This window comes from Microbacterium sp. NPDC088619 (assembly GCF_044752825.1).
GTDB lineage: Bacteria > Actinomycetota > Actinomycetes > Actinomycetales > Microbacteriaceae > Microbacterium.
The window spans coordinates 1,352,546-1,378,683 of record NZ_JBIVLZ010000001.1 but is presented as its reverse complement, the minus strand read 5'-3'; the positions used below and the strand labels follow the sequence as shown (position 1 = coordinate 1,378,683).

Sequence of the window (26,138 nt, the reverse complement as noted above, 5' to 3'; positions counted from 1 at the left end):
ATCATGGCCGGACCCCGCCACGACCACTCGCTGTACCGCGATCGCGACACCGTCCCGGTGCGCCGCGCACTCGTCTCGGTCAGCGACAAGACCGATCTGCTCGTGCTCGCCAAGGCCCTGTCGGAGGCGGGCGTGCAGATCGTGTCGACGGGCTCGACAGCCTCCACCATCCGCGAGGCCGGGTTCGAGGTGACCGACGTCGCCGCAGTCACGGGCGTCGCCGAGATGCTCGACGGCCGCGTGAAGACGCTGCACCCGAAGATCCACGGCGGTCTGCTCGCCGACCTCCGGCTCGAGGACCACGAGCGCCAGCTCGCCGACCTCGACATCGCGCCATTCGAGCTCGTCGTCGTGAACCTCTACCCCTTCGTCGAGACGGTCGCCTCCGGTGCCGAGGGCGATGATGTCGTCGAGCAGATCGACATCGGCGGGCCCGCCATGGTGCGCGCTGCGGCCAAGAACCACGCGAACGTCGCGATCGTCGTGTCGCCGCAGTCGTACGGCGGCATCATCAGCGCCATCGAGAACGGCGGCACCACGCTGACGCAGCGCCGCGAGCTCGCGGCTCGCGCCTTCGCCCACACAGCCGCCTACGACACCGCCGTGGCCTCCTGGTTCGCGGAGGGCACGCTCGGTGAGGGGGAGGACCTGCCGACCCACCTGACGATCCAGGCCGAGCTTCTCAACACGCTGCGCTATGGCGAGAACTCGCACCAGCGCGGCGCGATCTACACCCGTGTCGGCGGCCATGGCATCGCTCAGGCGACGCAGCTGCAGGGCAAGGAGATGTCGTACAACAACTACGTCGATGCGGATGCCGCACTGCGCGCCGCGTACGACATGGTGAAGCCCGCCGTCGCGATCATCAAGCACGCGAATCCGTGCGGCATCGCGACCACGGCTCCCAATGCCCTCGACCCCATCGCGAGCGCCCACATCCGTGCGCATGAGTGCGACCCCGTGTCGGCGTACGGCGGCGTGATCGCCGCGAACGGCACGGTGACGCTCAAGATGGCGGAGAACCTCAAGGACATCTTCACCGAGGTCATCGTCGCTCCGTCGTTCGAACCCGCCGCGCTCGAGGTCTTCAAGGCCAAGAAGAACCTGCGTCTGCTGCAGCTGCCGGAGGACTGGCAGCAGGAGCGCATGGACGTGCGCCTCGTCTCCGGCGGCCTGCTGCTGCAGGACGCAGACCGGTTCCCCGATGACATCGTGTCGGTCGCCAAGAACTGGGAGCTCGTCTCGGGCGAGCGTCCGAGCGACGAGGAGATGGAGAACCTCATCTTCGCGTGGAAGGCCTGCCGCGCTGTGAAGTCGAACGCGATCGTGCTCGCGAAGGACAACGCCACGGTCGGCGTCGGCATGGGTCAGGTCAACCGCGTCGACTCGTGCCGGCTCGCCGTCGAGCGCGCCGGTGACCGCGCCGCCGGCTCCGTCGCGGCTTCCGATGCGTTCTTCCCCTTCGCAGACGGCGCGCAGGTGCTCATCGACGCGGGGGTCACGGCGATCGTGCAGCCCGGCGGATCAGTGCGCGACGAAGAAGTCGTGGATGCCGCTCGCAAGGCCGGCGTCACGATGTTCTTCACCGGAGAGCGTCACTTCTTCCACTGAGTCGTTCGGCCGTCGATGACGACCGGCGCTCAGAACACCACGATGGCGGACATCGCTACAGTCGATGCCGCCATCGTGGTGTGATGCACTCGGTGGAGCCAGGACCGCTCCGAGCGCAGTGCGATCGTCGAGAGCAGGATCGCTCCGAGTCCGAGAGTCACGCTGAGCACCTGCGGCATCCCTGCGCCCCCACCGTGCGAGTGCGTGGAAGAGACGGCCGCGTCGGTGACGTCGGTCCCGGGAATCGCCGCCATCAGCAGGATCAGCGCGGCGGTCGAGACGAGTCCGAGTGCCAGGTGGGCCGACAGCGTGCCGCCTGCGGGCGCACTCCGGTCTCCGAGCGCAGCCGGCACCCGGCAGCGGATCGCGAGAACGATCGCGGCGGGGAGCATCACGGCGAACCACACGACGGGTGGCAGCAGCGCGACTGTCATGGCATCGCCCATGCCCGCCAGCATGAGCACGGCCGCGGCGATCTCGGGAGCGCCGACTCCGCGTCGCATGCCGATCAACGACCCCGCACCGATCGCCGCCAGTGTCAGCGCGCCAAGGTGCAGGAGGTCGTTCATCGGATGGACGCGGGGCGTACGTCGCTCAGGATGCCGACACGACGCCACTCGGCGTCGAGGACGTCGGCCGGCGCCGCGGCGGCGAACGACAGGGCTCCCGCTGCGACGTCGAGAGCGACCGTGAGCTTCGTCTCCCAGCGGAGATGCTCAGGCTGCTCGGGGCGCGCACGCACCGAGATCGGTGCGTCGGGGATGGCTCCGAACGCGAGAGCGCGTTCGCGATCGTCGATGATCCGAGCGAGATCCGCGGCATCCGTCAGACACCGGTATCGAGGCACGCTCGTGGTCTCGTACGGCGAGTACTCACCGGCGGCGAGGGTCTCGTCGAGGAAGTGATTCGTGTGGGCCAAGGTGCGGCCGCGCGGAACAGGCAGCACCGCGACCCCCGCGGGAGAGACTTCGACGGCTGCGGCTTCAGGCGCCTGACCGTTGTAGGCCGCGACGGTCAACACGCTGGACGCTGCGAGCGGGACGCTGCGGGCGATCGCGACCGCGTCGGCCACCGTGGCTGCGCGATCGAGGATCATGCGGGCGAGCACATGCACCGGCACACCCGCCTGCGACCCGTCGGATCGGTGGTGGAGGATGTTGAAGTGCAGGCCGAGGCCGCGGTCGTTCACTCCGATCTTCGCCGGTTGGCCGAATTCGCAGAAGGTCACGACACCGGTTCCGGACGCCGAGCGCAGACGCCGCACGACGGTCTCGTTCGACAGGGTCTCGTGCCAGTCCCAGGTCTGCAGAGTGCGGGGTGCGCTCGCCTCGTCGGGCACGTACACGACCGTCGAGCACTCCATCGACGGCGTCATGCGCGCCAGGATCTCGGTGCGAGCGGTCAGCAGGTGCACGTCGGTCAGCGACAGACCGCTGCCCTCGGCGATGCCGACGAACTCGTCGGCGATCTCGGGGGCGTGGGTCTCGGTCATCGCCCGGCATTCGTCGGCGATCGCTCGCGCGCGCTCGGCCGGAACACCGGATTGCGCGAAGAGTCTCAGGTACGAGTCGCGGGCAGCCGCGAGCTGAGGCGACCAGTGGGCACCGAACCGGCGTCCTTCCTCCTGCGGCTCGCCTGCCTCCGCAGACCACTCGTGGACGATCACCGGTCTCCTCCGATGCGCTCGACGAGTTCGGCGACGTCCCCATAGGGGCAGCCGCGTGCACGGGATGCGGCGGCGACGCGCTCGCGCACCTCGAGGGGCTTGTCCTGACTGACCTTGAAGACCGCGCGCTGCTCGATGATCTCGAACCGGAACGACACGATCCCCCCGACGATACGCTCGAACGTGGGCAGCGAGCTCTGCATGTCCCACGCGGCCGGCTCGAGGCTCTCGAGCTCCTCGACAGTTCGTGTGACGACGTGCATGCCGTCGCTCGCATCCTCGAGCACGGTCACCCTGGCCGTCAGATGCACGGCCGCGTAATCCCACGTGGGCACGTTGGGGTCGTCGGCGTACGTCGTCGGCGACACGTAGTCGTGGGGGCCGGAGAAGACCAGCAGCACCGAGTCGCCGTCCGCGATCTGCTGCCACTGCGGGTTCTTCCGTGCGATGTGGCCGAGCAGCTCTCCGCCGACGAAACCGCCGTCCGGCGCCATCCGCTCGATGATTACCGGAGTGTGCGTGACGGCGGGGGCTCCGGCCGCGCCGCCGCCGTTCGTCACGACGAGTGCGAACGGGTGTCGGCGGACCAGCTCGTTGACCTCGTGCTGTGAGGGGGCGAGGTACTTCTCGAACTCGTACACGGGGTCAGCCTGCCGCGCAGAGGATCGCATCCCACGCCGTCTCGCCCGCGAGGGTGGCGACGGCGGTGGAGTTCAGCGAGAGCCGGCCGCGGGACGTGCTCGGGTTCTCGGGCAGCGCGACCTCGTCGGTCGTCAGCGCGAAGAGAGTGTCGCCGTCGAGCGGTGTGTGGAAGGGCTGGATGCCGCGGTGCATCGAGCTGTGCACCTGAAGGCCGAACTGCTTGAGCTCGGTGTCGGTGAGCTGCACGTTCGTGACGACAGCCGTGATCGTGGTGTTGCCCGACATCGAGTCGACGAGACGGGACTCGCCGATCGCGTCTTCGTAGTCCAGGGCTGGGTGGCGGCGCTCGCCGGTGTTCGCGTCGTAGTTGCCGCGGATGATCCTGCCGGAGCGATCGAGGATCACTCCGTAGGGGTTGAGCACCGTCACGACGAGGACCTTCACATCACCCACCTGGCGGAATGCGACACCCTGGCCGGTGAACTCCACGCGCGCGGGGTCGACTTTTCCGGACGACGCCGAGGCTCCACCGCCGACGCGGCCGACCTCGACGACGCCCTGACGCGCGGCGTGCAGGGCGGCCTTGCCGAGCGCGGTGTCGGGGAAGACGGAGTTCTCGCGCACCGAGTAGTCGTAGATGATCGCGCCGGACACGAGCTGCAGCTGGTCGAAACCGGAGCGGTGCTCGGCGCGCTCGAACAGCGCCTCCGACACGCCTGCCACGGCGGAGAGGCCGTACACCGAACCCCCGGCGAGGCAGATGGCGTGGTTGTACCCATACAGTCCGCTGGCGCCGACGGCGCCGCCGCGCCGGTCGGTGAACGTCCGAGCGCCGGCCGGGATCGACAGCACCGTCGCTCCGGTCGGACCCTCGGCGTATTCGGCCGTTCCGAGGAGCACGCCGGGGAAGTCGTATTCGACCTGCCCGCGATCGGTGCCGTGCACGGGGGAGAGGGCGTAGTCGCCGTTGGATCGACGCGGTCCCGCGGCGAGGACGGGGGCGAGACGGTGGGTGTCGGTCACGATGAGAGCTCCTGGAACAGTTGACGCGAATAGGGATGGCTGGGCAGGTCGTAGAAGACCTCGGTCGGGGCGTGCTCGACGATCTCGCCGGCGCGCATCACCGCGACGTGATGGGAGATGTAGCGGACGGCTGCCAGGTCGTGCGAGATGAACAGGGCGGCGAAGCCGTGCTCCGCCTGCAGGTCCTGGACGAGGTTGAGGATCTGCGCCTGCACCGAGACATCGAGCGCGCTGACGGCCTCGTCGAAGACGATGAAGGCGGGATGGGTCACGAGTGCACGTGCGACGCTCACTCGCTGCAGCTGTCCTCCCGAGAGCTGGTGGGGCCGGCGAGCGGCGAACGAGGCCGGGAGGCCGACGCTCTCGAGCATCGCCAGGGCGCGCGCCTCGGTCGCCGGCGTGCGACGATCGTGCACGAGCACGGGTTCGAGCACCGACGAGAGCACGGTGGATCGCGGGTCGAGTGCCCACCGCGGATGCTGCAGCACCGCCTGCATCCGCCCGGCGCGGGATCGCAGGCTTCGGGCGAGCGGCGCTCCCTGGAACCGCACGGCGCCCGAGTCGGGCTGCTGCAGTCCGAGAACCACGGTCCCCGTCGTCGTCTTGCCCGAGCCGGACTCGCCGACAAGGCCCAGCGTCTCACCGGGTGCCACCGAGAACGAGACTCCGGACATGGCCCTGACCTCTCGCCTGCTCGCGCCGAAGCCCGACGAGAAGGCGACGCTCACGTCGTCGAGTTCGAGGGTGGGAGTCACGCCGGACGCGCTCATGCCGACACCTCCTCTTCGGGGATGAGCCCTGCGCGCCGATCCGCCAGCACGAGTTCCGTCGTGCGGATGCAGAGACTGTGGCGCGGTGCCACGGGCTCGGGTCGAACGATCTCGCACGCGTCGATCCGGTGAGCGCAGCGTGCGGCGAAGGCGCAGCCCTCCGACTCGCCGTGCAGCACCGGAGGGGAGCCGGGGATGCTCGACAGCCGCTCTCCCCGCTTCGCACGCGAGGGATCCGTCGCCGCGAGCGCTCTGGCGTACGGGTGCACCGGGGTGCCGAGTACGGCTGATGCCGGGCCGCGTTCGACGACCCTGCCCGCATACATGACGGCGACCTCGTCGCACCAGCGTGCCACGGCCGGCAGGTCGTGGCTGAGCCAGAGGATGGTCGTGCCCTGCTCCTTCGCCTGAGCGAACAGCAGCCGGATGACCTCTTCGCGCACCTGGCTGTCGAGCGCTGCGGTCGGCTCATCGGCGATCAGCAGTCGGGGTCGGCGACACATAGCCATCGCGATGGCCACACGCTGGGCCATCCCGCCCGAGATCTGATGGGGGAAGAGGCGGATGACGCGCTCCGGATCGGTGATGCGCATGCCCTCCAGCAGCTCCACCTGACGGCGGGGAGATCCGTCGTCGCCGACGGAGCGGAGCACGAGCTTCAGTTGCGCGCCGATGCGCATCGTCGGATCGAGCGAGCCGATCGGATCCTGCGCGATGTAGGCGAGCGCGTGTCGTCGGTAGTCGCGCAGTGCGGCGTCGTCGAGACCGAGCACGTCGATCCCGTCGACCTCGACCAGACCGCTGACGATCTTCGCCGATCGCGGCTGCAGGCGGCCGATGACGGCGGCGAGCGTCGACTTACCGGACCCCGACTCACCCACGATCGCGACCGAGCTGCCGTCGGCGACGTCGAGGTCGACCCCGTCGAGGGCCCTGACCGTGGTGGCACCGGTGAACTCCAGTGCCAGATCGCTGATGCGTACGGCGGTCATCTGAGGGACCTCGTCTCTCGCGGTTCGAATCGGTCACGGAGGCCGTCGCCGATGATGTTGATGCAGAGGATCGAGACCACCAGCACAGCGCCGGGGACGATCACGAGCTGTGGAGCCTGGGTCATGTACAGCATCCCCTGTTGGATGAGCAGACCCAGAGAGGCCTCAGGAGCCTGCACGCCGAAGCCGAGGAAGCTCAGTCCTCCCTCGACGAGGATCGCGACGGAGAGCGCGTAGCTCGCCTGAACTGCGATCGTGCCGGCGATGTTCGGCAGCAGTCGGCGGACGAAGATCACCGGGGTTCGGACTCCGCTGATGCGAGCGGACACGATGAAGTCGCGCTCAGCCACCGCCCGGGTCGCGATGCGCACCACCCGGGTCATGAGAGGGATGGTGATGACGACGATGCTGATGATGGCCGCCGGTCGACCGGGGCCGAGGAGTGCGGAGACGAGGATCGCCAGCACGAGAGCGGGGAACGCGTAGAGCACGTCTGCGACGCGCATCACCGCCTCGTTCACCGCCCCGCCGTAGTAGCCGGCGAGCATCCCGAGCACGGTGCTGACCACCGCCGAGCAGACGACGGCGACGATCGAGACGACGAGGGTGGTCGCGGTGCCTTGGAACAGACGCGGCAGCAGTGAGCGACCGAGGTTGTCGGTGCCGAACGGCGCGAGTGCCGAGGGGCCCTCGAGCCTGCCGCCGACCGTCGCGGTCGTAGATCCGGCGAGGCCGGTGAGCACAGCGATCACGGTGATCACCACGACGAGGCCGAGGACGACGATCGCGGTGCGCAGCACGGCGTCGCTGCGGCGCCAGGCGCCGCGCGTCGCGTCGCCCGCTGCGCGGACGCGGTGCGTGGCTGTGGGGGCGATGGTCATCGGCGGCTCCCTCCGGTCAGGCGCAGACGGGGGTCCAGCGCATTGGCGATGAGGTCGACGAGCAGGCTCGCGACGATGAACACGATGGCGGCGAGCAGCACCGCGCTTTGGACGATCGCGTAATCGCGTCGCCCGAGGGCCGTCTGCAGGTACGAGCCCATGCCCGGGATGTTGAACACGAACTCGACGATCACGGTGCCGCCGAGGAGGACGGCGACGAGGGCGCCGACGATCGTGAGGATCGGGGCTGCGGCGTTGCGCAGCACGTGGTGACGGACGATGAACCAGGGGGTCTCGCCTCGCGCCACTGCAGCCTGCACATGCGGTTCGACGAGGACGTTCATGACGGCATCCCTCGTGTTCCTGGCGACGACCGCCACGCAGCCGACGGCGAGAACCGTGACCGGCAGCACGAGCGCCCCGAAGAAGCGCGCAGGGTCGACGGCGAACGGGGCGAAGCGGCCGACCGAGACGCCGAGCCCGAGTGTCGAGACGGCGAAGACCACGACTCCCGCGAGCAGGAACTCCGGGATGCTGATGCCGAGAGCGCTGACGATCCGACCGACGGCGCCGCCAGAGCCCTCCGATCGCAGCGCCGCGAAGAAGCCGAGCGGGATGCCGACGAGCAAGGTGACGATGATCGTCAGCAGCGCGATCGTCGCGGTGACGGGAAGGCGGGCCGCGAACTCGTCGGTGACCGACACGTTCGAGACGAATGAGTATCCGAGGTCACCGGTGAGAACGCCGAACAGCCAGTGGAAGTACTGCGCGATCACCGGGTCGTCGAGCCCGGACTCGGCCACCGCCTGGGCCCGCTGCGCCTCGGTGGCGAGCGGACCCAGGACGAGGTCGGTGTAGTCGCCCGGCATGAGACGGACGGACGCGAAGATCAGCACCGAGACGACGATGAGCGTCACCAGTGCGGCGCCGAAGCGCCGGAGCGACCACAGAGCGACGGCCATGTCAGCTGGCGCGGAACTGGGTGATGTACCGCAGGAAGTTGCCGTAGCCCTCATCGCTGCTGAGCGTCGGCGACAGCGACTCGGTGTTCCATCCGATCGTGGAGGGACGCAGCACCAGCGGTACCATCTCGCTCTGCTCGTCGGCGACGGCGCAGAGGTTCTCGAACACGGCGGCCCGGTCGGCCCCCGGCTCGGTCGAGTATCCCTCGGCGATCAGTCCGTCGAGCTCGTCGGAGCCCTTCATGAAGACGGCCGAGAAGCCGGCGACCTCGGGGTTCCACCACGTCGTGACCATCGCGGGGTCCGCGTAGCCGGCGAACCAGCTGAGCGCGAGGTCGAAGGTCGCGGGGCTGCCGTAGACCTGGGCGGAGTAGGTGGCGTAGTCGACCTGCTGGATGTCGACGGTCACGCCTATCTCGGCGAGGTTCTGCTGCATGACCTGTGCGATCTGGGCGAGAACCGGCTCATCGGTGTACACGACGAGGTCGAGCTCGAGGCCTCCGATCTCGTCGATCACGGCTTTCGCCGCGGCGACGTCGTGCGCGGCCGAGGGGAGGTCCTCCGCGACGCACGAGTCGGGGAGGCCGGCAGGGGTGACCCCGGTGGCGGCGGTCGAGCCGCCGAACGCGAGCTCGTTGATCGCGTCACGGTCGATCGCGCTGTTGATGGCGAAGCGCACGTCTTCATCCTGCAGTGCCTCATCGCCCGTGAGCGAGTTGATCATCAGGTAGTGGAAGTCGGTGTTCTTCTGCCCGACGACATTGACTTCCTGCGCGTTCGCGAGGAGCTCTGCAGAGTCGATGGAGTTGAGCACGGCGAAGTCGGCCGATCCGTCGCGGAGCGCTGCGGCCCTGGTCGCCTCATCTCCGACGATGTCGATCGTCAGAGTCGAGAAGCCGAGCGCATCGGCATCGGGGTGGTGCTCGTTCGGCTCGAACGTCCACTCCTCGTCCTGTCGGTGCGCGGTCGCGACGAGCGGACCGGTGCCGACCATCTCGGTGGTGATGTCGATCTCGCCCGCATCGATCTCTGCCATCGGCAGGACGGCGGCAGGGGTGTTCGCCAGCGCGGCGAGGAACGGGGCGTACGGCTCCGACAGGGTGACGGTGACCTCCAGGTCGCCGGTCTCCTCGACCGACGCGATCGGCCCGAGCTGACCTGTCCAGGTCGTCGGAGTGTCGAGCAGACGCTGCAGGCTGCCGACGACATCGGCAGCCGTCATGGCGCGCCCGTTCGAGAACACCGCGTCGTCGGCGAGCGTGAAGACGTACTCGGTGTCGCTCGGCGTCTCCCACGAAGTGGCGAGCGACGGCGCGACGTCGAGGTTCTCGTCGATCGTGGTGAGGGTCTCGTAGGACAGTCCCTCCAGCATCCACGAGCGTGCGGTCGCCGCGCCCTGCGGGTCGAGACCGCTGGCCTCCGCGGTGTCGTAGTCGACCTGGACGACGAGGTCGCCCCCGCCGTTGAATGCGTCGTCCGCGACGGCGAGGAAGCCGGGCGCCGCCTCATCCTGGCTCGGTTCGGTGTCTGGTGAGGCGCCGGCGGCGCATCCGGTGAGTGCGAGGACAGCGATGGCGGACATCGCCACCCCCGCGCGAGCTGCTGTGTGCATGTCGGTGTTTCCCTTCGGGATGCCGGACGACGGCTGATCAGCCGTGGTGCGACGACGGGCGGACAGAGAGGTGATGCAGATGGTGCTCGGACTGCGCAGAGCCTGTGTCCTCGTGAGCGCAGGCGCATGCGGTGGGGGAGGCCGGGACGTCGAGGGTCGGGTTCCGGTCGAAGAAGTCGTGGGGCGTGAGGGTGAATCCACACGTGTCGACGGGCATGATCGGCCAGTCCTCGGTGCGGGGGAAATGGGTGAGGCCGAAGGTGTGCCAGAGCACGAGGTCGGCGCCGTCGAGCGGGGCGTCGTCGGCGACGAAGGCGGGGAGACCCTGCTCGGGAGCACTCTGATTGACGACGTCGCCTGCGGGATAGCGCTCGTCAGGGTCGTAGGCGGTGACCCACAGGTCGGATGTCGCGAACCGTGCACGCGACGCGATCACCGATTCGGGCTGCGCGAGCAGCACGGGCTTGCCCTCTGGCGTCAGGACGTAGGAGGTCGGTCGGCCCAGGCGGTTCTTCGCGGTCGCGCTGCTCACCCGCCAGGTGCGATCGACCGTGGCGTTGGCGCGTCGGCGTCCTTCCTGCTCACTCCGCAGCCGGGTGGTCGTGAAGCCGATCGCGCTGCCGTGCATGTTGTCGTCGTCGATCGGCAGGGCGCGGACATCGATCTCGTCGACGATGGCCGGGCCGTCATCGACCGCCATGTCGAGGCGGGCGCAGAACAGATGCTGGTGATAGGGAGCGGCGAGCCCCGGCGCCAGCTCGCTCGCGAACCGGCTGGTGCGCTCGTCGTAGGCGGCGGTGAAGACGAGGCCGGTGGCTTTGGCCTCGAACTCGATCTTGCCGTCGAGGTAGAGGTACCAGTAGAAGCCGTAGTCGTAGTTGCCGACGGTGACGAAGAACGAGATGACCAGGCGGCGCTGCCGTCGAACGTCGCTCGAACCGGTGAACTGCTCGGTGTGCTTCCAGAGCACCCCGGCGTCCTCCTCGTGGATGCAGATCGCATTGGGCAGGACCTTCACCTCTCCTCGGGCATCGGCGATCGGCACGTCGAGGTAGGTGATGTCGCCGACGCAGTCGCAGCCGAGTTCGAGCGAATTCACCAGCCGTCCGAGCTGGTACTCGCCGGTGTCGAAGTAGTTCTGCCAGAAGCGCACCGGGCCCGGGTCTCCGTAGGGCACGAGCATCTCCGCGATCGAGGCGCGGTGCACGATCGGACGCACACGCCCGTCGTCCTCGAAGCCGATGCCGTGCAGGATGAGACCCTCGCGCATGTCATAGCCGATGCGCAGCGACCACTTCTCCCACGAGATCACGTCGCCGTCGAACGAGAAGCTCGGTCCTTCCGGCTGCGTGATGACGATCGGCTTCTGCGTCGTGCGCTCGGGGCCGAAGGTGCCAGGCACGTGGTAGTCGGCGGTCTCCTGAGGGATCGGCATGACCCCGGTGTCGATGACGTCGACGACGGTTCGGCTCGCGAGGTCGACGTAGGCGACGAGACCGTCGATCGGGTGCGCCCAGGGCATGGTCTGCGGGGTCGGCTGGTGGTGCCCGAGCACGCGCGCCAGTCGGCGTCCGCTCTCGCCTTCGATCGGATAGCGGCCCGCCGACAGACCGGCGAGCGCCACGGTGCTCGGGTCGTCGATTCCTCGAGCCGAGAGCGCGGTGGCCCAGCGCGCGTCGGCGCCGATGAGCTCGCGGATGATCACGTGCTCCTCCTGCAGCAGCGGCACCTGGCCGTCGATCTCGGGGTCGATGTCGACGTCCTTCACGAGCGTGCCGGAGCCGAGATCCACCGAGAGCGCTCGTGCGCGTCCGCTGTCGACGTCGAGGAGCTGCACCCGAGCGCGGCGGGGGACGGGGCGGCCCGCGGTGACCTCCGCGCGGTCGGGCTCATCGAGGCCGAGGTAGGCGATGCGATGCTCCTCGTCGAGCGCGCCTTCAGCGCGCAGGATCTCGGCGACGCGCTGCAGCTCGTCCGCCGAGAGCGTCGCATACGGCGCACCGGACTCGTCGCCGAGGCGGCGCGAGCGCTGGACGTGGTCGGACGAGGAACAGCTGCAGTTCATGGAGTCTCCATCGGAAGTCGGTGCCGGAACGTCTGCGTGCCGGAACGTTCCGGCAAAAGTATGCGAAAAGCGTGTTACGGCGCAAGACCCGATGTGTTTCGAGTGGATTACGGCTTGCTCCGTGTGGCTAGACTCGGCCGCATGCAAGAGCCACGACGCGCCAGATTGATCGATGTCGCTCGGCGCGCGGGTGTCGGAAAGACCACCGCGTCCGACGCGCTCAACGGCGGCGGTCGTGTCTCACCGGCCACTCGGGAAGCCGTGCTGACGGCGGCAGCCGAGCTCGGATACTCGGTCAACACGGCGGCGAGACACCTCCGCGGCGGCGCGATCGGCACGATCGGGATCGTGCTCCCCGAGGTCGTGTCCCGGTCGTCGTACTACATGGCGTTCACCTTCGGAATCGTCACCAGCGCCGCAGCCCACGACATCGACGTGACCATCGTGAGCCCGTCGGCGTCGTCCGGCCGTTCACGGCCGATCCGGGCGGACGGGTTGATCATCGGTGACCCGGTCTCCGGAGACCCCGGGCTGCCGTCGCTCATGGCCTCCGGCATCCCGATCGTCACCCAGGAGCACCTGCCTGACGACATCGAGGGGGTCCCCGACGGCGTCATCTGGTCGTCGCACGAGGCGGCGATGCTCCGGCTCTTCGCCGAGATCGACGTCACCAGGGCCCAGCATCCTGCGTTGCTGGTCGCCCCGGATGCGACGGACTGGTCGCGCCAGCTCGTCTCGGGCTATCGAAGGGGCTGCGCGGCACGCGGCCTCGACCCGGTCATCGCGCCGATCTCGTTCGAGGCTCCCTGGCATGCCGTGCGCGAATCGACCGAACGGCTGCTGCAGACGAATCCGGACACCGACGTGATCATCTGCGGACCGGACTCCAGTGCGATCGAGGTCGTCGCCGTGCTCGGGCGCCTCGGCCGCACTGTCGGCGAGGACATCACGGTCGTCTCGTGCGTCGATCATCCGTCCCTGCCGTTTCTGACTCCGTCGATCACCTCGATCGATCTGCGCCCCCGTGACTCGGGAGTCGCCTGCGCCGAGCTGCTCATCGACCTGCTCGACGGTCGTGCGGCATCCGGCACCGATGTGGAGTTCCCGATCACGGTCGTCGCCAGGGAGTCCACTTCACAGCCGCTGCGGGTGCGCCGGTGAGCGCGCCGCTCGACGGGATCGTCGTCGCAGACTTCTCCCGCGTGCTCGCGGGGCCGCTGGCGACCATGACCCTCGCCGATCTCGGTGCGCGGGTCATCAAGGTCGAGAGGCCGGGGGCAGGCGACGACACGAGGTCGTGGGGTCCGCCCTATGCCGAATCAGGGATCACGACGTACTTCGAATCCGCCAACCGCGGCAAGGAGTCCGTTGCTCTCGACCTCACCGATCCGGGCGACGCGGCACGCGCTCGCGAGCTGATCGCGAGAAGCGATGTGGTGATCGAGAACTTCCGACCGGGGCTCTTCGCGAAACTCGGATTCGACTGGGACTCGCTCGCCTCCGAGCACCCCGGTCTCGTCTACGTCTCGGTCAGCGGCTTCGGCCTGGGGGCCGGTGCGGCGCTTCCCGGATACGACTTCGTCGCCCAGGCGGTCGGCGGCCTCATGCACATCACCGGTGAGACCGGCGGTGATGCCATGAAGGCCGGTGTGGCCTTGGTCGATGTGCTGACAGGCAAGGACGCGGTGATCGGCATCCTCGCGGCTCTCCGCAGGCGAGAGTCGACCGGACGCGGCTCGAGGATCGACGTCAACCTGCTCTCGAGCCTGCAGGCGGCGCTGGTCAACCAGATGTCGGCGCACCTGGGCGCCGGCACCGAGCCCGGCCGGCTGGGCAACCGGCATCCGTCGATCGCTCCCTACGAATCGCTGCGCTGTGCCGACGCTCCGATCGCGGTCGCCTGCGGCAATGACGCGCAGTTCGCGCGCATGACCACCGAACTCGGATGCCCGCAGCTCGCCGCCGATCCGCGGTTCCTCACGAACCCCGACCGCGTCGCGCATCGAGAGGCGCTCGTCGTCGAGCTCGAGTCTGCGCTGGCCGCTGACACGGCGGCGGCGTGGGCCGCGAGGCTGAATCGGATCGGCGTCGCCGCCGGCGTCGTCAACTCGATCGGCGACGGGATCGCGCTCGCCGAAGAGCTCGGGCTCGAGCCTGTGTGGGATGCCTTCGGCCGCGACGGGCGCCGGTCGAGGCAGATCCGCTCACCGCTCACCTGGTCTCCGGCGATCCCGGTGACGGCGTCCGCACCTCCGCGGCTCGGCGAGCACGACGAGGCCGTGCGGGCGTGGTTGGATGCCGATCGCTAGAGCCCACGATCCCGCAGTGCGAGCCACAGTTCGGCGGCGACATCCGGGTCGTCCAGCGAGGCGTCGAGCATCTTCTCCGCAGTGGCGATCCTCGGCCTGATCGTGTTCCGATGCACCCCGAGCTCCCGTGCGGTCCGCTCGGCCTGCTGACGATTGCGCAGGTACGCGATGACCGTGCGCCGCAGTTCCGTGTCGCCGCTCGCGAGCAGGCCGGCCCAGCGGCGCGACCGCGACTCCGGATCGGTGCGGGCCCCTGCGTCGGGAGCCGTGCGGTGGAGGGCCATGACCCGGGCGGCCGCGGCAGCGACGTCTTCCAGCCCCACCGGCCCGCTGAGGACTCCGGAATCGGGCGTCGCGTCTGCCTCGGCGGAGAGCAGGGTGAGGTGCACGCCCGCATGCGCGGTTCCGGCGCCGAGTCCGCCGTCGACCGTGGAACGGTCGCCTGCGAGAACGCGGAACAGCATCGGCAGTTCGATGTCGGAGGCGTCGGCGAGTGCGCGGGCGGCCGCGGGCTCGCCGCGAAATGCGAGCTCGGCTATCCATGCCCCGGGCGTCGGGCCCCCTCGCTCCCGCGCATTCAGCAGCCGCAGCAGGGCGGTGGCGGTGAGGGCGAGTTGGCGATCCGAGCTGCCGAAAGGTCTCCCGGCGCCGAGGGCGAGCGCACCGCGGGTGCGTTCGCCGTCTGTCACCGCGTGGGCGACGACCGTCGAACCGTGAGATACGAACGACGCCGCCTCGACCCCGGAGCGCAGCAGCGACCTCTCCACGTCTGCCCGCACGGAGGGCAGCATCCCCTGGAGCGACGGGGGATGCAGGGTTTCTGCCGAGCCGCCCTGACCGATCGGCAGCCAGGCGACCCATCCGCCGATCGCCTGAGCCATCACCCGGACGACCGCGGTGATCGGATCCGGCCCCGCTGCGGCCTGCACGAGTCGGGTGTGGGCGTGCGCGGTGCGCATCGCCTCCTCCTGGCCGCCACGGCCCGCGAGCGACCAGAACGCTCGGGAGACGTCGAGGAACGGGACGCCGTCGGGCACTGCGAAGATCGGTATGCCGGTGGCGCGGCATCGCTCCACCAGCGCGGACGGCGCGTGCTCCCAGCCTTCGCCGAGACCGATCCCGATCGCGCCGATGCCCTGCTCAGCGAGACGGTCGACGTAGAGGTCGGCCGAGTGGGCGTGAAGCGGGATGCCCGTGGTGAGCAGCAGCTCTCCGCCATCGAGATAGCGACCTGGGTCGTCGAGCTCCGAGACATGCACTCCGGTGATGCTGCGGGCGGCGTCGAACGGCGCGAGGGGGCGCAGGGAGGCGCCGGATGCGAGAGCGAGTTCGCCGAGGGAGACCATGGTCGTCATTGTGCAGTACGCATAGGCCAGGTATCAAGACTGGGCGAAGTGTCACCCTCGACGTCTCTATGGCGTTCTAGCGTCGACCTCATGACCACCGCTCCGCATCTGATCACCGAGATCCCCGGGCCGCGATCGCGCGAGCTCCACGCTCAGCGCACCGCCGCCGTCGCCTCCGGTTTCGGAATCACCCTTCCCGTCTTCATCGCCCGCGCCGGCACCTCCACGCTCGAAGATGTCGACGGCAACACGCTCATCGATCTCGCCTCCGGCATCGCCGTGACCAGCGTCGGCGCGGCGAATCCCCGCGTGCGCGAGAACGTCGCGGCCCAGCTCGACCTCTTCACCCACACCTGCTTCATGGTGACCGAGTACGAAGGGTTCGTACGTGTGGCCGAATGGCTCAACGCGCACGTGCCCGGCGACTTCGAGAAGCGGACCGCGTTGTTCAGCACAGGAGCCGAGGCCGTTGAGAACGCGGTGAAGATCGCGCGGGCGCACACCGGCAGGCCCGGGGTGCTCGTGATCGACGAGGCCTACCACGGCCGCTCCCTGCTGACCATGGCGATGACGGCCAAGGAGCACCCATACAAGACCACGTTCGGCCCCTTCCCGAACGATGTCGTGCGGGGGCCCAATGCCAACCCGCTGCGTGGGGAGGGACCCGATGCCGCACTCTCTGAGATCGAGCGGATCGTCATCGAGCACGGCGCCGACCACTTCGCCGCGCTCGTCGTCGAGCCCATCCAGGGCGAGGGCGGGTTCATCGTTCCCGCTGAAGGCTTCCTTTCGGGGCTCCGCCGGATAGCGGACGCACACGGGATCGTGCTCGTCATCGACGAGATCCAGAGCGGCCTCGGCCGCACGGGTCGTCTGTTCGCGAGCGAGCACGAGGGAGTCGCCGGAGACATCACGCTCACGGCCAAAGCGCTCGGCGGCGGGCTGCCGCTGAGCGCTGTCACGGGCCGCGCCGAGATCATGGACGCCGCGCACACGGGCGGCCTCGGCGGCACGTACGCGGGCAACCCTCTCGCCTGCGCCGCGGCGCTCGCCGTGTTCGAGGTGCTCGAGGACCCTGAGCTGCTGCCGGGCGTCACACGTATCGAGCAGAGCATCCGTGCCCACCTCGAGCCGCTGCTCGCCGAGTTCCCGGTGATCGCCGAGGTGCGAGGGCGAGGAGCGATGATGGCCCTCGAATTCGCCGACCCCGACACCCTCGCGCCACGCGCCGACCTCGCCCAGCGCGTCACCGCCGCCTGCCACACGGCGGGCGTGCTCACCCTGACCTGCGGCACGCACGGCAACGTCATCCGCCTGCTCCCGCCGCTCGTGATCGAGCCGGCCGTGCTCGACACCGGGCTCGAGATCCTCAGCCGTTCCATCCGCTCGATCGCCGCCGAGGAGGCCGCAGCATGACCGCCGTTCCCGACCTGCTCGACTTCGACGAGATGCTCAGCGATGACGAACGGGCGTCGCGCGATCGCGTGCGTGCTTTCGTCGACACCCGCATCCGTCCCCATATCGCCGACTGGTACGACCGCGCGATCTTCCCTACCGAGCTGGTGCCGGAGCTGGCCGAGCTCGGACTGCTCGGCATGCACCTCTCGGGATACGGGTGCGCCGGCCGAAGCGCCGTCGAGTACGGGCTCGCCGCGATGGAGCTCGAAGCGGGCGACTCGGGTCTGCGCACCTTCGTGTCGGTGCAGGGTTCGCTCGCGATGAGCGCGATCCACAAGCACGGCAGCGAGGAGCAGAAGCAGGAGTGGCTGCCGCGCATGGCACGCGGCGAGGTCATCGGATGCTTCGGGCTCACCGAGCCCAACTCCGGATCCGACCCCTCGAGCATGACCACGTTCGCTCGTCGCGACGGCGACGGCTGGGTGATCAACGGAGCGAAGCGGTGGATCGGTCTCGCCTCGATCGCGCAGGTCGCGATCATCTGGGCGCAGACGGATGACGGCGTTCGCGGCTTCATCGTGCCCACGGACACCGACGGCTTCGTCGCGACGCCGATCGCACCGAAGCTCTCGATGCGCGCATCGATCCAGTGCGACATCACGCTCACCGACGTGCGCCTGCCGGCGACCGCTCAGCTTCCGGAGGCACGCGGTCTCAGGGCCCCGTTCTCGTGCCTGAACGAGGCGCGGTACGGCATCGGCTGGGGTGTGATCGGCGCCGCGCGCGACAGCTACGCCACGGCCCTGTCGTACTCGCGCACCCGCATCCAGTTCAACCAGCCGATCGCCGCGTTCCAGCTCACGCAGCAGAAACTCGTCGACATGGCGGTCGAGATCGAGAAGTCCCAGCTGCTCGCTCTGCGCCTGGGCAGGCTGAAGGATGCGGGAAGACTCGAGCCGCATCAGATCTCGGTCGCCAAGCTCAGCAACACCAGGGCGGCGATCGCCATCGCGAGGGAGGCGAGGACGATCCTCGGGGGCAACGGGGTGTCCGGCGACTACTCGCCGCTGCGCCACGCCGCCAATCTCGAGTCCGTGCGCACGTATGAGGGCACCGACGAGGTGCACACGCTGGTGCTGGGCGCCCACATCACCGGCTTCTCCGCCTTCCGCAGCACTGATACCGAGGGAGCATCATGACCGTCATCGCCCTGCGCCACTTCATCGCCGGATCCTGGGTCGAGGGTGGGGGAGAGACCCTCGTCGACGTCAATCCGAGCCGACCGAGCGACGTCGTCGCCGAGGGGCCGGGAGCGTCGGATGCCGACGTCGACCGCGCCTATGCGGCGGCCCGCGCGGCCTTCGACGGCTGGCGTCGTACACCGGCACGCGCACGCGCCGGCATCCTTCTCCGCGCAGCCGACATCATCGAGGCACATCGTGACGAGTGGGGGAGGGAGCTGGCCCGCGAAGAGGGCAAGACCCTCGTCGAAGCGATCGCCGAGACCGGCCACTCCGCGAACATCCTCCGCTTCCACGCACAGGAGGTCGAGCGCCAGAGCGGCGGTGTCTTCGAGTCGCCGACACCGGGCGAGCGCATCCTCGTGATCCGACGACCGGTGGGGGTCGTCGGGGCGATCACGCCGTTCAACTTCCCGATCTCGATCCCGGCGTGGAAGCTCGCTCCCGCCCTGGTCTGGGGCAACACGGTGGTCTGGAAGCCCGCGACGTTCGTGCCGGTGCTCGCGATGCGATTCGCGGAGGCGCTCGAGCAGGCCGGTCTGCCGCAGGGAGTGCTGAATCTCGTGAACGGCTCGGCCGCGGTCGGTGAGGCGATCGTCTCGCACCCGAACGTGGATGCGGTGACCTTCACCGGATCCACGAAGGTGGGCCGCATCATCGCCGCGCAGCTGGCGGCGCGCGGCATCCCGTTCCAGGGAGAGCTGGGCGGCAAGAACGCGTCGCTCGTGCTCGCCGATGCCGACCTCGACGTCGCCGTCGAGCAGGTGGCGATCGGCGCGTTCCGTGCCGCCGGACAGAAGTGCACCGCCACGTCTCGGGTGATCGTGCACGAAGCGGTCGCCGACGAGTTCCTGCGCCGGCTCGCGGCGCGCACCGAGCGGATGGTCGTGGGCGACGCCCAGGATCGGGCGGTCGAGGTCGGACCCGTCGTCGACGCCTCCGCGCGGGACCGCGTCGCGGCGGCCATCGCGCGCGCTCGAACCTCGGCGACAGCGGTGGTCGCTCCGGAACCGTATGGGCCCGGCCACCTCGATGACGGCTACTTCATCGCGCCGTCGGTGTTCGAGCTGAACGAAGACGACCCGGGCGAGCTGTGGACGGACGAGCTGTTCGGCCCCGTGATCGGCGTGCGCAGGGTCTCGAGCACCGAAGCGGGGATCGCGCTGGTCAACGACAGTGAGTACGGCCTCTCGACCGCAGTCTTCACGACCGGTCTCGCGGACGCTCTCAGCGCGATCGAGGAGATCAGGGCGGGTGTGGTGCACATCAACTCGGCATCGGCCGGTGCCGATCTGCACGTGCCGTTCGGTGGCAGCGGTGCGAGTGCGCTCGGCCCGAAGGAACAGGGAGCCGCGGCCCGGGAGTTCTTCACCGAGACCGCCACGGTGTATCTGAAGGGCTGATCGCTCTGCGGCGCCCGGGGGTCACCGCGATGTCCGATTTCCGCCAGCCGGTGTCGGGTGCCAGTGGCAGAGTGGGGGCATGAGCTTCCCCGTGACCGACTTCGACGAGCGATATCGTGCGATCAGCGCACGTGACACGCGTTTCGACGGTCAGTTCGTGACCGCTGTGCGCTCCACCGGCATCTACTGCCGGCCGAGCTGCCCCGCCCGCACACCCAAGCCGCAGAACGTCACCTTCTATCCGACCAGCGCTGCGGCCCACGAAGCGGGCTTCCGCGCCTGCAAGCGCTGCCTCCCCGAGGCGGCCCCCGGCTCGCCCGCGTGGGATCTGCGCAGCGACGTCGCCGCCCGCGCGATGCGCCTGATCTCTTCGGGCGTGGTCGAGCGCGAGGGAGTGTCCGGCCTCGCCGTGCGCCTCGGATACTCGACACGGCACCTCACTCGACTGCTCTCGACCGAACTCGGAGCGGGCCCGCTCGCTCTCGCCCGGGCACACCGGGCTCACACCGCGCGGATGCTGCTCGTCGGCACCGATATGCAGATCTCCGATGTCGCGTTCTCCGCGGGCTTCGCGAGCATCCGGCAGTGCAACGACACGATCCGCGAGGTATTCGGCCTGACGCCGGGTGAGCTCAGGGCTCGACGGAAGACGCCTGCGTCGACGGCGCCTGGAGCGATCGACCTCGTCCTTCCGTATCGCGGACCCCTCGATGCGTCCGGCATATTCCATTGGATGGCGGCCCGTGCGGTGTCGGGAGTCGAGGAGGCCACCGCGACGTCGTTCTCCCGCCATCTGCGTATGGCGGGAGGGGCGGCGTGGTTCGAAGTGAGTCAGGACGCGGCGGAGCGGCTGCACCTGCGCGCGCGCGTCGCCCAGCTGGGCGACCTCGCTCCGCTGGTGTCCACCGTGCGACGGATCTTCGATCTCGACGCCGACCCGCTCGCCATCGATCAGGCGCTGAGCGCGCACCCGGAGCTCGCTCCGCTCGTCGCACGCACCCCCGGCATCCGCGTGCCCGGCTCGGCGGATCCGCATGAGATGCTGATCCGCGCGATGATCGGCCAGCAGATCACGGTCGTCGCCGCTCGCACCGCGCTCACCGCCCTGACCGATGCGCTGGGGGAGCGCACAGAGCAAGGGCTGCTGTTCCCCACGATGTCGGCGATCGCCGAGCGAGGAGCCGAGGTGCTCCGGGGGCCGGGGGCACGCATCAGGGCGATCGTCGGTGCTGCCACGGCACTCGCCGACGGAACCCTGAGGCTCACGGTGGGAGATGACGGGGTGGAGCAGCGCGCGGCGCTGCTCGCGATGCCGGGCATCGGCCCCTGGACGGCCGACTACGTGCGGATGCGCGTGTTGGGCGATCCCGATGTGATTCTCCCGGGCGACGTCGCACTGCGTGCAGGAGCTGCCGCTTCCGGACTCCCGGGTGATCCGCTGCCTCTCGTCGCGTGGGCGGAGCGCGCTGCTCCGTGGCGCAGCTATCTCAGTGCACATCTCTGGCGAGCAGCACCGGCGCGGCCCGTTCGACGCACGCGTGCGTCCCACACCACCACTCTTGTGAAGGAGACCTCATGAACGCCATCATCCAGACCATCGAGACCCCGGACGGGCCGTTCACCATCCTCGCCGACGAGCATCAGCGAGTGCTCTCTTCGGGGTGGACGGCCGATCAGGCGACGATCGTCGCCCGCCTCTCGCCCCGCGACCGACCGACGGAGGTGCGCGAACGCGACACGGATGCGGCGGCCGCGGCCCTTTCGTTCTATGCAGGAGACCTCTCTGCGATCGATGCGGTCGCGGTCAAGCAGACGGGCACGATGCTGCAGCTCGCCGGATGGTCGGCGCTGCGTGAGATCGAGCCGGGGGAGCCGTTGACCTACACCTCGTTCGCAGCGCGCCTCGGCAACCCGCGTGCGGTGCGGGCAGCGGCCTCGATCTGCGCCCGCAACGCTCCGGCGCTGTTCGTGCCATGCCACCGTGTGCTGCGATCCGACGGCACGCTCGGCGGGTTCGCCTGGGGCCTCGACGTCAAGGCGAACCTGTTGGAACGCGAGGCCGCACGAGGCTGAGGGGGAACTGACGCGACGCCGCCCGAGGAAGACGGCGTTGAGCAATCGGGAATCTCTCTTGCGCTCAGCTTGTTCACAGGAATAGGCTGGTGGGCTGTCGCACCGACCGGACGACATCGCCGAGCCTGAGGAGGACACCATGACATCGATCGCCATCGTGCAGATCGCCGCTCTCGGCTCGACCCCGGTGCGCCCGCTCCGCTAGAGCCCCTTTCCGACACGCACGACCTCACCGGATGCCGGACTCCGAGAGTCCCCTGCCGCGTCCGCCCCCTTCAGCAACCGCTTCCCCATACGAAACTCGTCTGAGAGACATGTCTTCCTCGCCTTCATCGCAGAACGCCTCCTCCTCTTCCTCTCTCTCCACGCCGGCCGCGCTGTGGCGTCTGAAGCCCTTCGTGAAGCCTGTCATCTGGCGGCTCGCGGGTGGTGCGGCCAGCGCGCTCGTGGCCGCGATCATCGCCCTGATGATTCCGATCGTGCTCGAGCAGATCATGCGCGGACCGGTGCAGACCGGCGCGATCGATGCCATCGCCTGGGGCGCGCTCGCAGTCTTCGGCCTCGCCCTCGGCGAGGCGCTGATGGTCTGGCTGCGCCGTCAGTTCGTGCTCAACCCCGCGACGCAGGTCGAATACAAGATGCGCACCGAGCTCTACTCGCGGCTCCAGACGCTGCCGGTCTCGTTCCACGACCGCTGGCAGTCGGGGCAGCTGCTGAGCCGGATGATGCAGGACATCGGCCTGATCCGCCGGTGGCTGGCATTCGGTCTCGTGCTGCTCGTCGTCAACGTGCTGACGATCATCATCGGCTCGGTGCTGCTGTTCCGCTGGCACTGGCTGCTCGGCGTCATCTTCATCGTCACCGCCATCCCGCTGTGGATCCGCGGCTACCTCTTCGAGAAGCGCTACGGCGCGCTCACCCGCCGCAGCCAGGACCAGGCCGGGGACCTCGCGACGAGCGTCGAGGAGAGCGTGCACGGCATCCGCGTGCTCAAGGCCTTCGGTCGGGGCAAGCACGCCCTGGGGCGCTTCAGCCGTCAGGCCGAGACGCTGCGCGAGACCGAGATGAGCAAGGCGGGCGCGATCGCGTCGATCTGGTTCTGGCTCGACCTCATGCCCCAGATCGCCTTCGGTCTCAGCCTTATGTCGGGAATCTGGCTGATCTCTCAGGGCGAGATCGACCAGGCGCAGCTGTTCGCGTTCTTCGCCATGGCCGTGGTGCTCCGCTGGCCCATCGAGTCGATCGGCTTCCTGTTCTCGTTCATGCTCGACGCGCGCACCGCGACCGATCGCGTGTTCGACATCTACTCTGAGACGAACTCCATCACCGACCCCGAGAATCCGGTTCACATCGCGGAACCCCGCGGCGAGCTGGCCTTCGAGGCGGCGCATTTCCGGTACCAGGATGCGGGAGCGCACGAGCGCGACCTGCTCGACGGGATCGACCTCGTGCTGCGACCGGGCGAGACCATGGCGCTCGTCGGACTGACCGGCAGCGGCAAGACCACGCTGACCACGCTGCCGACGCGTCTCTACGACGTCACCGGCGGGCGGGTCACGCTCGACGGCGTCGACGTGCGGGACCTCCCGCTTGCCGAGCTGCGCCAGCACATCGCGATGGCCTTCGAAGACGCCACGCTGTTCTCAGCGACGGTTCGTGAGAACGTGCTGCTGGGCCGTGCCGACCTCGACGTGCACAGCGAGGAGGCCGAGCGTGTGCTGCGCGAGGCGCTCGACGTCGCGCAGGCGGCCTTCGTGGATTCGCTGCCCGAGGGCGTCGAGACCGTCATCGGCGAGGAGGGGCTGAGCCTCTCCGGCGGGCAGCGTCAGCGTCTGGCGCTCGCCAGGGCAGTCGCAGCCAACCCGAAGGTGCTCGTGCTCGACGACCCGCTGTCTGCGCTCGACGTCGACACCGAGGCTCTCGTCGAAGAGGCGCTGCGGCACGTGCTGGCCGACACCACGGCCCTGATCGTGGCGCACCGGCCGTCGACCGTGGCACTCGCCGACCGCGTGGCCCTGCTCGAAGCCGGCCGGGTCACCGCAGTCGGAACGCACAGTGAACTGCTGAAGACGAGTCGTCACTACCGGCATGTCATCTCGAGCCTCGAGGCCGAGGAGGCTGCGCGCACGGGCGCGATCCCGATCATCCGGGATGAGCAGGACGAGATCGACGCCGCAGTCCAGGCCGGGATCCGCGAGGATGCCGCCGACCAAGACATCATCACCGAGAAGGAGGTGCAGCGATGAGCTCGGCGATCACCGGAACGCAAGACGAAGACCGCTCCAGCTACACCAAGGAGGAGAGCCGGGCCATCCGCCGTCGGTCGCTCCGACTGCTGGGCTCCCTCGTGCGTCCCCTCAAGGCGCAGATCGCGCTTGCGGCGATCGTGCTCGTGATCTCGACGGCGCTCCAGGTCGCCGGCCCGATCCTCATCAGCATCGGGCTCGACCGGGCGCTCCCCGCAGTGCTCGAGCGCGCGGACTGGATGCCGACCTTCATGATCGGCGGGGTCTACCTCCTTGCCGGTGCTGTCGCGGCGGCGATGATCGCCTGGTACGTCATCATCGCGGCCAAGCTCACCCAGGCGGTGCTGCTCGATCTCCGCAAGCGCATCTTCCTGCACACGCAACGCCTGAGCTTGGAGTTCCACGAGTCGTACACGTCCGGTCGCATCATCTCGCGCCAGACGAGCGACCTCGATTCCATCAAGGAGCTTCTCGACGGCGGCCTCAACGAGCTCGTCTCGGGTGTGCTGTTCGGTCTGTTCACCTTCATCGCCCTGTGCGTGTGGGACTGGCAGTCCGGCCTCATCCTCGCGATCGGCGGTGTGCCGCTGTTCTTCCTGATGCGCTGGTTCTACTCGCGCTCGCAGCTCGTCTACCGCGAGTCCCGCGTGATCAGCGCGAAGGTGATCGTGCAGTTCGTCGAGACGATGACGGGCATCCGTGCGGTGAAGGCGTTCCGCAAGGAGCCTCGCAACGACGTGACCTTCCAGAAGATCGCCGGTGAGTATCGAGACGTCAACCGCCGTTCGATGCTGCTGTTCGGCACGTTCGAACCCGGTCTGATGGGCGTCGCGGCTCTGGTGCTCGGCATCGTCGTGCTCTGGGGCGGGATCCGAGTGTCCGAGGGCGCGCTCACCGTGGGCGTCCTGCTGTCGGCTGTGCTGTACGTGCGCAACTTCTTCGCTCCGATGCAGGAGATCGCGATGTTCCTGAACTCCTACCAGTCCGCCACGGCGGCGCTGGAGAAGGTGTCCGGCGTGCTCGAGGAGGTGCCGACGGTTCCGGATCCCGAGAAGCCGGTGGATCTCTGGGAGTCCCGTGGACACATCGAGTTCGATGAGGTGACGTTCGGCTACAACGGTGAGAAGACGATCCTGCCGAACTTCTCGCTCGACATCCCGGCGGGGCAGACCATCGCTCTGGTCGGCACGACGGGAGCGGGCAAGTCCACGCTCGCGAAGCTGATCTCCCGGTTCTACGACCCGTCGATCGGAAAGGTCACTCTCGACGGGGTCGACCTGCGCAATCTGCATCCGAAGGATCTCCGTCGAGCCATCGTCATGGTGACTCAGGAGGCCTACCTGTTCAGCGGCACGGTCGCCGACAACATCGCCCTCGGGAAGCCGGATGCCTCGCTCGACGAGATACGTGCGGCTGCGCGCGCGGTCGGGGCGGACGAGTTCATCTCGTCGCTGCCCGACGGGTACCGCACCGACGTCAACAAGCGCGGAGGTCGCGTGTCGGCAGGTCAGCGCCAGCTGATCTCGTTCGCCCGCGCGTTCCTCGCCGACCCGGCAGTGCTGATCCTCGACGAGGCCACCGCATCGCTCGACATCCCTTCGGAGCGTCTGATTCAGGATGCGCTGCAGACGCTGCTCAAGGACCGCACGGCGATCATCATCGCGCACCGTCTCTCGACGGTCGCGATCGCGGACCGGGTGCTGGTGATGGAGCACGGACAGATCATCGAGGACGACACCCCCGAGACGCTCATCAGCGGAACGGGGAAGTTCGCGCAGCTGCATGCCGCCTGGCAGCAGACCCTGGTGTGAACCAGCGGGACTCCTGAACACCGAGGCCACGACCGTTCGCCGGGCGTGGCCTCGGTCGTTCACTGTCGAGACGGCGGAGCGGGGAGC

21 protein-coding genes are annotated in these 26,138 nt (G+C 68.9%); 10 read left to right on the top strand and 11 right to left on the bottom strand.

The window, feature by feature from the left end; genetic code table 11:
- Positions 1–3 precede the first annotated feature (3 nt).
- Complete coding sequence (gene purH / locus ACIP5T_RS06895) at positions 4–1,611, top strand: bifunctional phosphoribosylaminoimidazolecarboxamide formyltransferase/IMP cyclohydrolase (protein ID WP_400861777.1); 1,608 nt, start codon at positions 4–6, stop codon at positions 1,609–1,611.
- Positions 1,612–1,640: 29 nt separating this feature from the next.
- Here purH and ACIP5T_RS06890 read toward each other — a convergent pair whose 3' ends face one another.
- The 10 genes from ACIP5T_RS06890 to ACIP5T_RS06845 all read right to left on the bottom strand — a co-directional run bounded on the left by ACIP5T_RS06890 (position 1,641) and on the right by ACIP5T_RS06845 (position 12,224).
- Positions 1,641–2,180, bottom strand: a complete 540-nt coding sequence (locus ACIP5T_RS06890) for a hypothetical protein (protein ID WP_400861775.1) — start codon at positions 2,178–2,180, stop codon at positions 1,641–1,643.
- On the bottom strand, positions 2,177–3,277 hold the full coding sequence (locus ACIP5T_RS06885; protein WP_400861772.1) for a C45 family autoproteolytic acyltransferase/hydolase: 1,101 nt from the start codon (positions 3,275–3,277) through the stop codon (positions 2,177–2,179). Before ACIP5T_RS06885 ends, ACIP5T_RS06890 begins: the two co-directional genes overlap by 4 nt.
- Positions 3,274–3,918: an FMN-binding negative transcriptional regulator gene (locus ACIP5T_RS06880; protein WP_400861770.1), complete on the bottom strand. Its 645-nt coding sequence runs from the start codon at positions 3,916–3,918 to the stop codon at positions 3,274–3,276. The genes ACIP5T_RS06885 and ACIP5T_RS06880 overlap by 4 nt, the downstream gene beginning before the upstream one ends.
- A 4-nt stretch (positions 3,919–3,922) precedes the next feature.
- The gene (locus ACIP5T_RS06875) at positions 3,923–4,942 is read right to left on the bottom strand and encodes a P1 family peptidase (RefSeq protein ID WP_400861768.1); all 1,020 of its coding nucleotides are present in this window, start codon (positions 4,940–4,942) and stop codon (positions 3,923–3,925) included.
- On the bottom strand, positions 4,939–5,712 hold the full coding sequence (locus tag ACIP5T_RS06870) for an ATP-binding cassette domain-containing protein (protein ID WP_400861766.1): 774 nt from the start codon (positions 5,710–5,712) through the stop codon (positions 4,939–4,941). The genes ACIP5T_RS06875 and ACIP5T_RS06870 overlap by 4 nt, the downstream gene beginning before the upstream one ends.
- The gene (locus ACIP5T_RS06865) at positions 5,709–6,704 is read right to left on the bottom strand and encodes an ABC transporter ATP-binding protein (RefSeq protein WP_400861764.1); all 996 of its coding nucleotides are present in this window, start codon (positions 6,702–6,704) and stop codon (positions 5,709–5,711) included. The genes ACIP5T_RS06870 and ACIP5T_RS06865 overlap by 4 nt, the downstream gene beginning before the upstream one ends.
- Positions 6,701–7,585 carry an ABC transporter permease gene (locus ACIP5T_RS06860; protein ID WP_056309084.1) on the bottom strand — a complete coding sequence of 295 codons (885 nt, stop codon included), beginning with the start codon at positions 7,583–7,585 and terminating at the stop codon, positions 6,701–6,703. Before ACIP5T_RS06860 ends, ACIP5T_RS06865 begins: the two co-directional genes overlap by 4 nt.
- Positions 7,582–8,547 carry an ABC transporter permease gene (locus ACIP5T_RS06855; protein ID WP_400861762.1) on the bottom strand — a complete coding sequence of 322 codons (966 nt, stop codon included), beginning with the start codon at positions 8,545–8,547 and terminating at the stop codon, positions 7,582–7,584. Before ACIP5T_RS06855 ends, ACIP5T_RS06860 begins: the two co-directional genes overlap by 4 nt.
- A 1-nt stretch (position 8,548) precedes the next feature.
- Entirely contained in the window at positions 8,549–10,129 is a 1,581-nt protein-coding gene (locus ACIP5T_RS06850; protein WP_400861760.1) for an ABC transporter substrate-binding protein, read from the bottom strand.
- A gap of 67 nt (positions 10,130–10,196) precedes the next feature.
- Positions 10,197–12,224 (bottom strand): primary-amine oxidase, encoded by a 2,028-nt coding sequence (locus tag ACIP5T_RS06845; RefSeq protein ID WP_400861758.1) that lies wholly within the window; start codon positions 12,222–12,224, stop codon positions 10,197–10,199.
- Between the two features lie 141 nt (positions 12,225–12,365).
- Between ACIP5T_RS06845 and ACIP5T_RS06840 the strand changes: the two genes are divergently transcribed.
- Positions 12,366–13,385, top strand: coding sequence for a LacI family DNA-binding transcriptional regulator (locus tag ACIP5T_RS06840; protein WP_400861756.1), 1,020 nt, complete (start codon positions 12,366–12,368; stop codon positions 13,383–13,385).
- On the top strand, positions 13,382–14,533 hold the full coding sequence (locus ACIP5T_RS06835; protein ID WP_400861754.1) for a CaiB/BaiF CoA transferase family protein: 1,152 nt from the start codon (positions 13,382–13,384) through the stop codon (positions 14,531–14,533). The genes ACIP5T_RS06840 and ACIP5T_RS06835 overlap by 4 nt, the downstream gene beginning before the upstream one ends.
- On the opposite strand, the gene ACIP5T_RS06830 is transcribed toward ACIP5T_RS06835, so the two are convergent.
- The gene (locus ACIP5T_RS06830; RefSeq protein WP_400861752.1) at positions 14,530–15,879 is read right to left on the bottom strand and encodes a PucR family transcriptional regulator; all 1,350 of its coding nucleotides are present in this window, start codon (positions 15,877–15,879) and stop codon (positions 14,530–14,532) included. The two genes, ACIP5T_RS06835 and ACIP5T_RS06830, sit on opposite strands and share 4 nt — an antisense overlap.
- A gap of 90 nt (positions 15,880–15,969) precedes the next feature.
- On the opposite strand from ACIP5T_RS06830, the gene gabT reads away from it, so the two are divergent.
- The 7 genes from gabT to ACIP5T_RS06795 all read left to right on the top strand — a co-directional run bounded on the left by gabT (position 15,970) and on the right by ACIP5T_RS06795 (position 26,051).
- Entirely contained in the window at positions 15,970–17,295 is a 1,326-nt protein-coding gene (gene gabT / locus ACIP5T_RS06825) for a 4-aminobutyrate--2-oxoglutarate transaminase (RefSeq protein ID WP_400861750.1), read from the top strand.
- A complete protein-coding gene (locus ACIP5T_RS06820; RefSeq protein ID WP_400861748.1) occupies positions 17,292–18,476 on the top strand; it encodes an acyl-CoA dehydrogenase family protein in 1,185 nt (394 codons plus the stop codon). Before gabT ends, ACIP5T_RS06820 begins: the two co-directional genes overlap by 4 nt.
- Positions 18,473–19,921 carry an aldehyde dehydrogenase family protein gene (locus ACIP5T_RS06815; RefSeq protein WP_400861746.1) on the top strand — a complete coding sequence of 483 codons (1,449 nt, stop codon included), beginning with the start codon at positions 18,473–18,475 and terminating at the stop codon, positions 19,919–19,921. The genes ACIP5T_RS06820 and ACIP5T_RS06815 overlap by 4 nt, the downstream gene beginning before the upstream one ends.
- Before the next feature lie 79 nt (positions 19,922–20,000).
- A complete protein-coding gene (locus tag ACIP5T_RS06810) occupies positions 20,001–21,500 on the top strand; it encodes a DNA-3-methyladenine glycosylase 2 family protein (protein WP_400861745.1) in 1,500 nt (499 codons plus the stop codon).
- Entirely contained in the window at positions 21,497–21,994 is a 498-nt protein-coding gene (locus tag ACIP5T_RS06805) for a methylated-DNA--[protein]-cysteine S-methyltransferase (RefSeq protein ID WP_400861743.1), read from the top strand. The genes ACIP5T_RS06810 and ACIP5T_RS06805 overlap by 4 nt, the downstream gene beginning before the upstream one ends.
- Before the next feature lie 314 nt (positions 21,995–22,308).
- Positions 22,309–24,240 carry an ABC transporter ATP-binding protein gene (locus ACIP5T_RS06800; protein ID WP_400861741.1) on the top strand — a complete coding sequence of 644 codons (1,932 nt, stop codon included), beginning with the start codon at positions 22,309–22,311 and terminating at the stop codon, positions 24,238–24,240.
- Positions 24,237–26,051, top strand: a complete 1,815-nt coding sequence (locus ACIP5T_RS06795) for an ABC transporter ATP-binding protein (protein ID WP_400861739.1) — start codon at positions 24,237–24,239, stop codon at positions 26,049–26,051. The genes ACIP5T_RS06800 and ACIP5T_RS06795 overlap by 4 nt, the downstream gene beginning before the upstream one ends.
- The last annotated feature ends 87 nt before the right edge of the window (positions 26,052–26,138 follow it).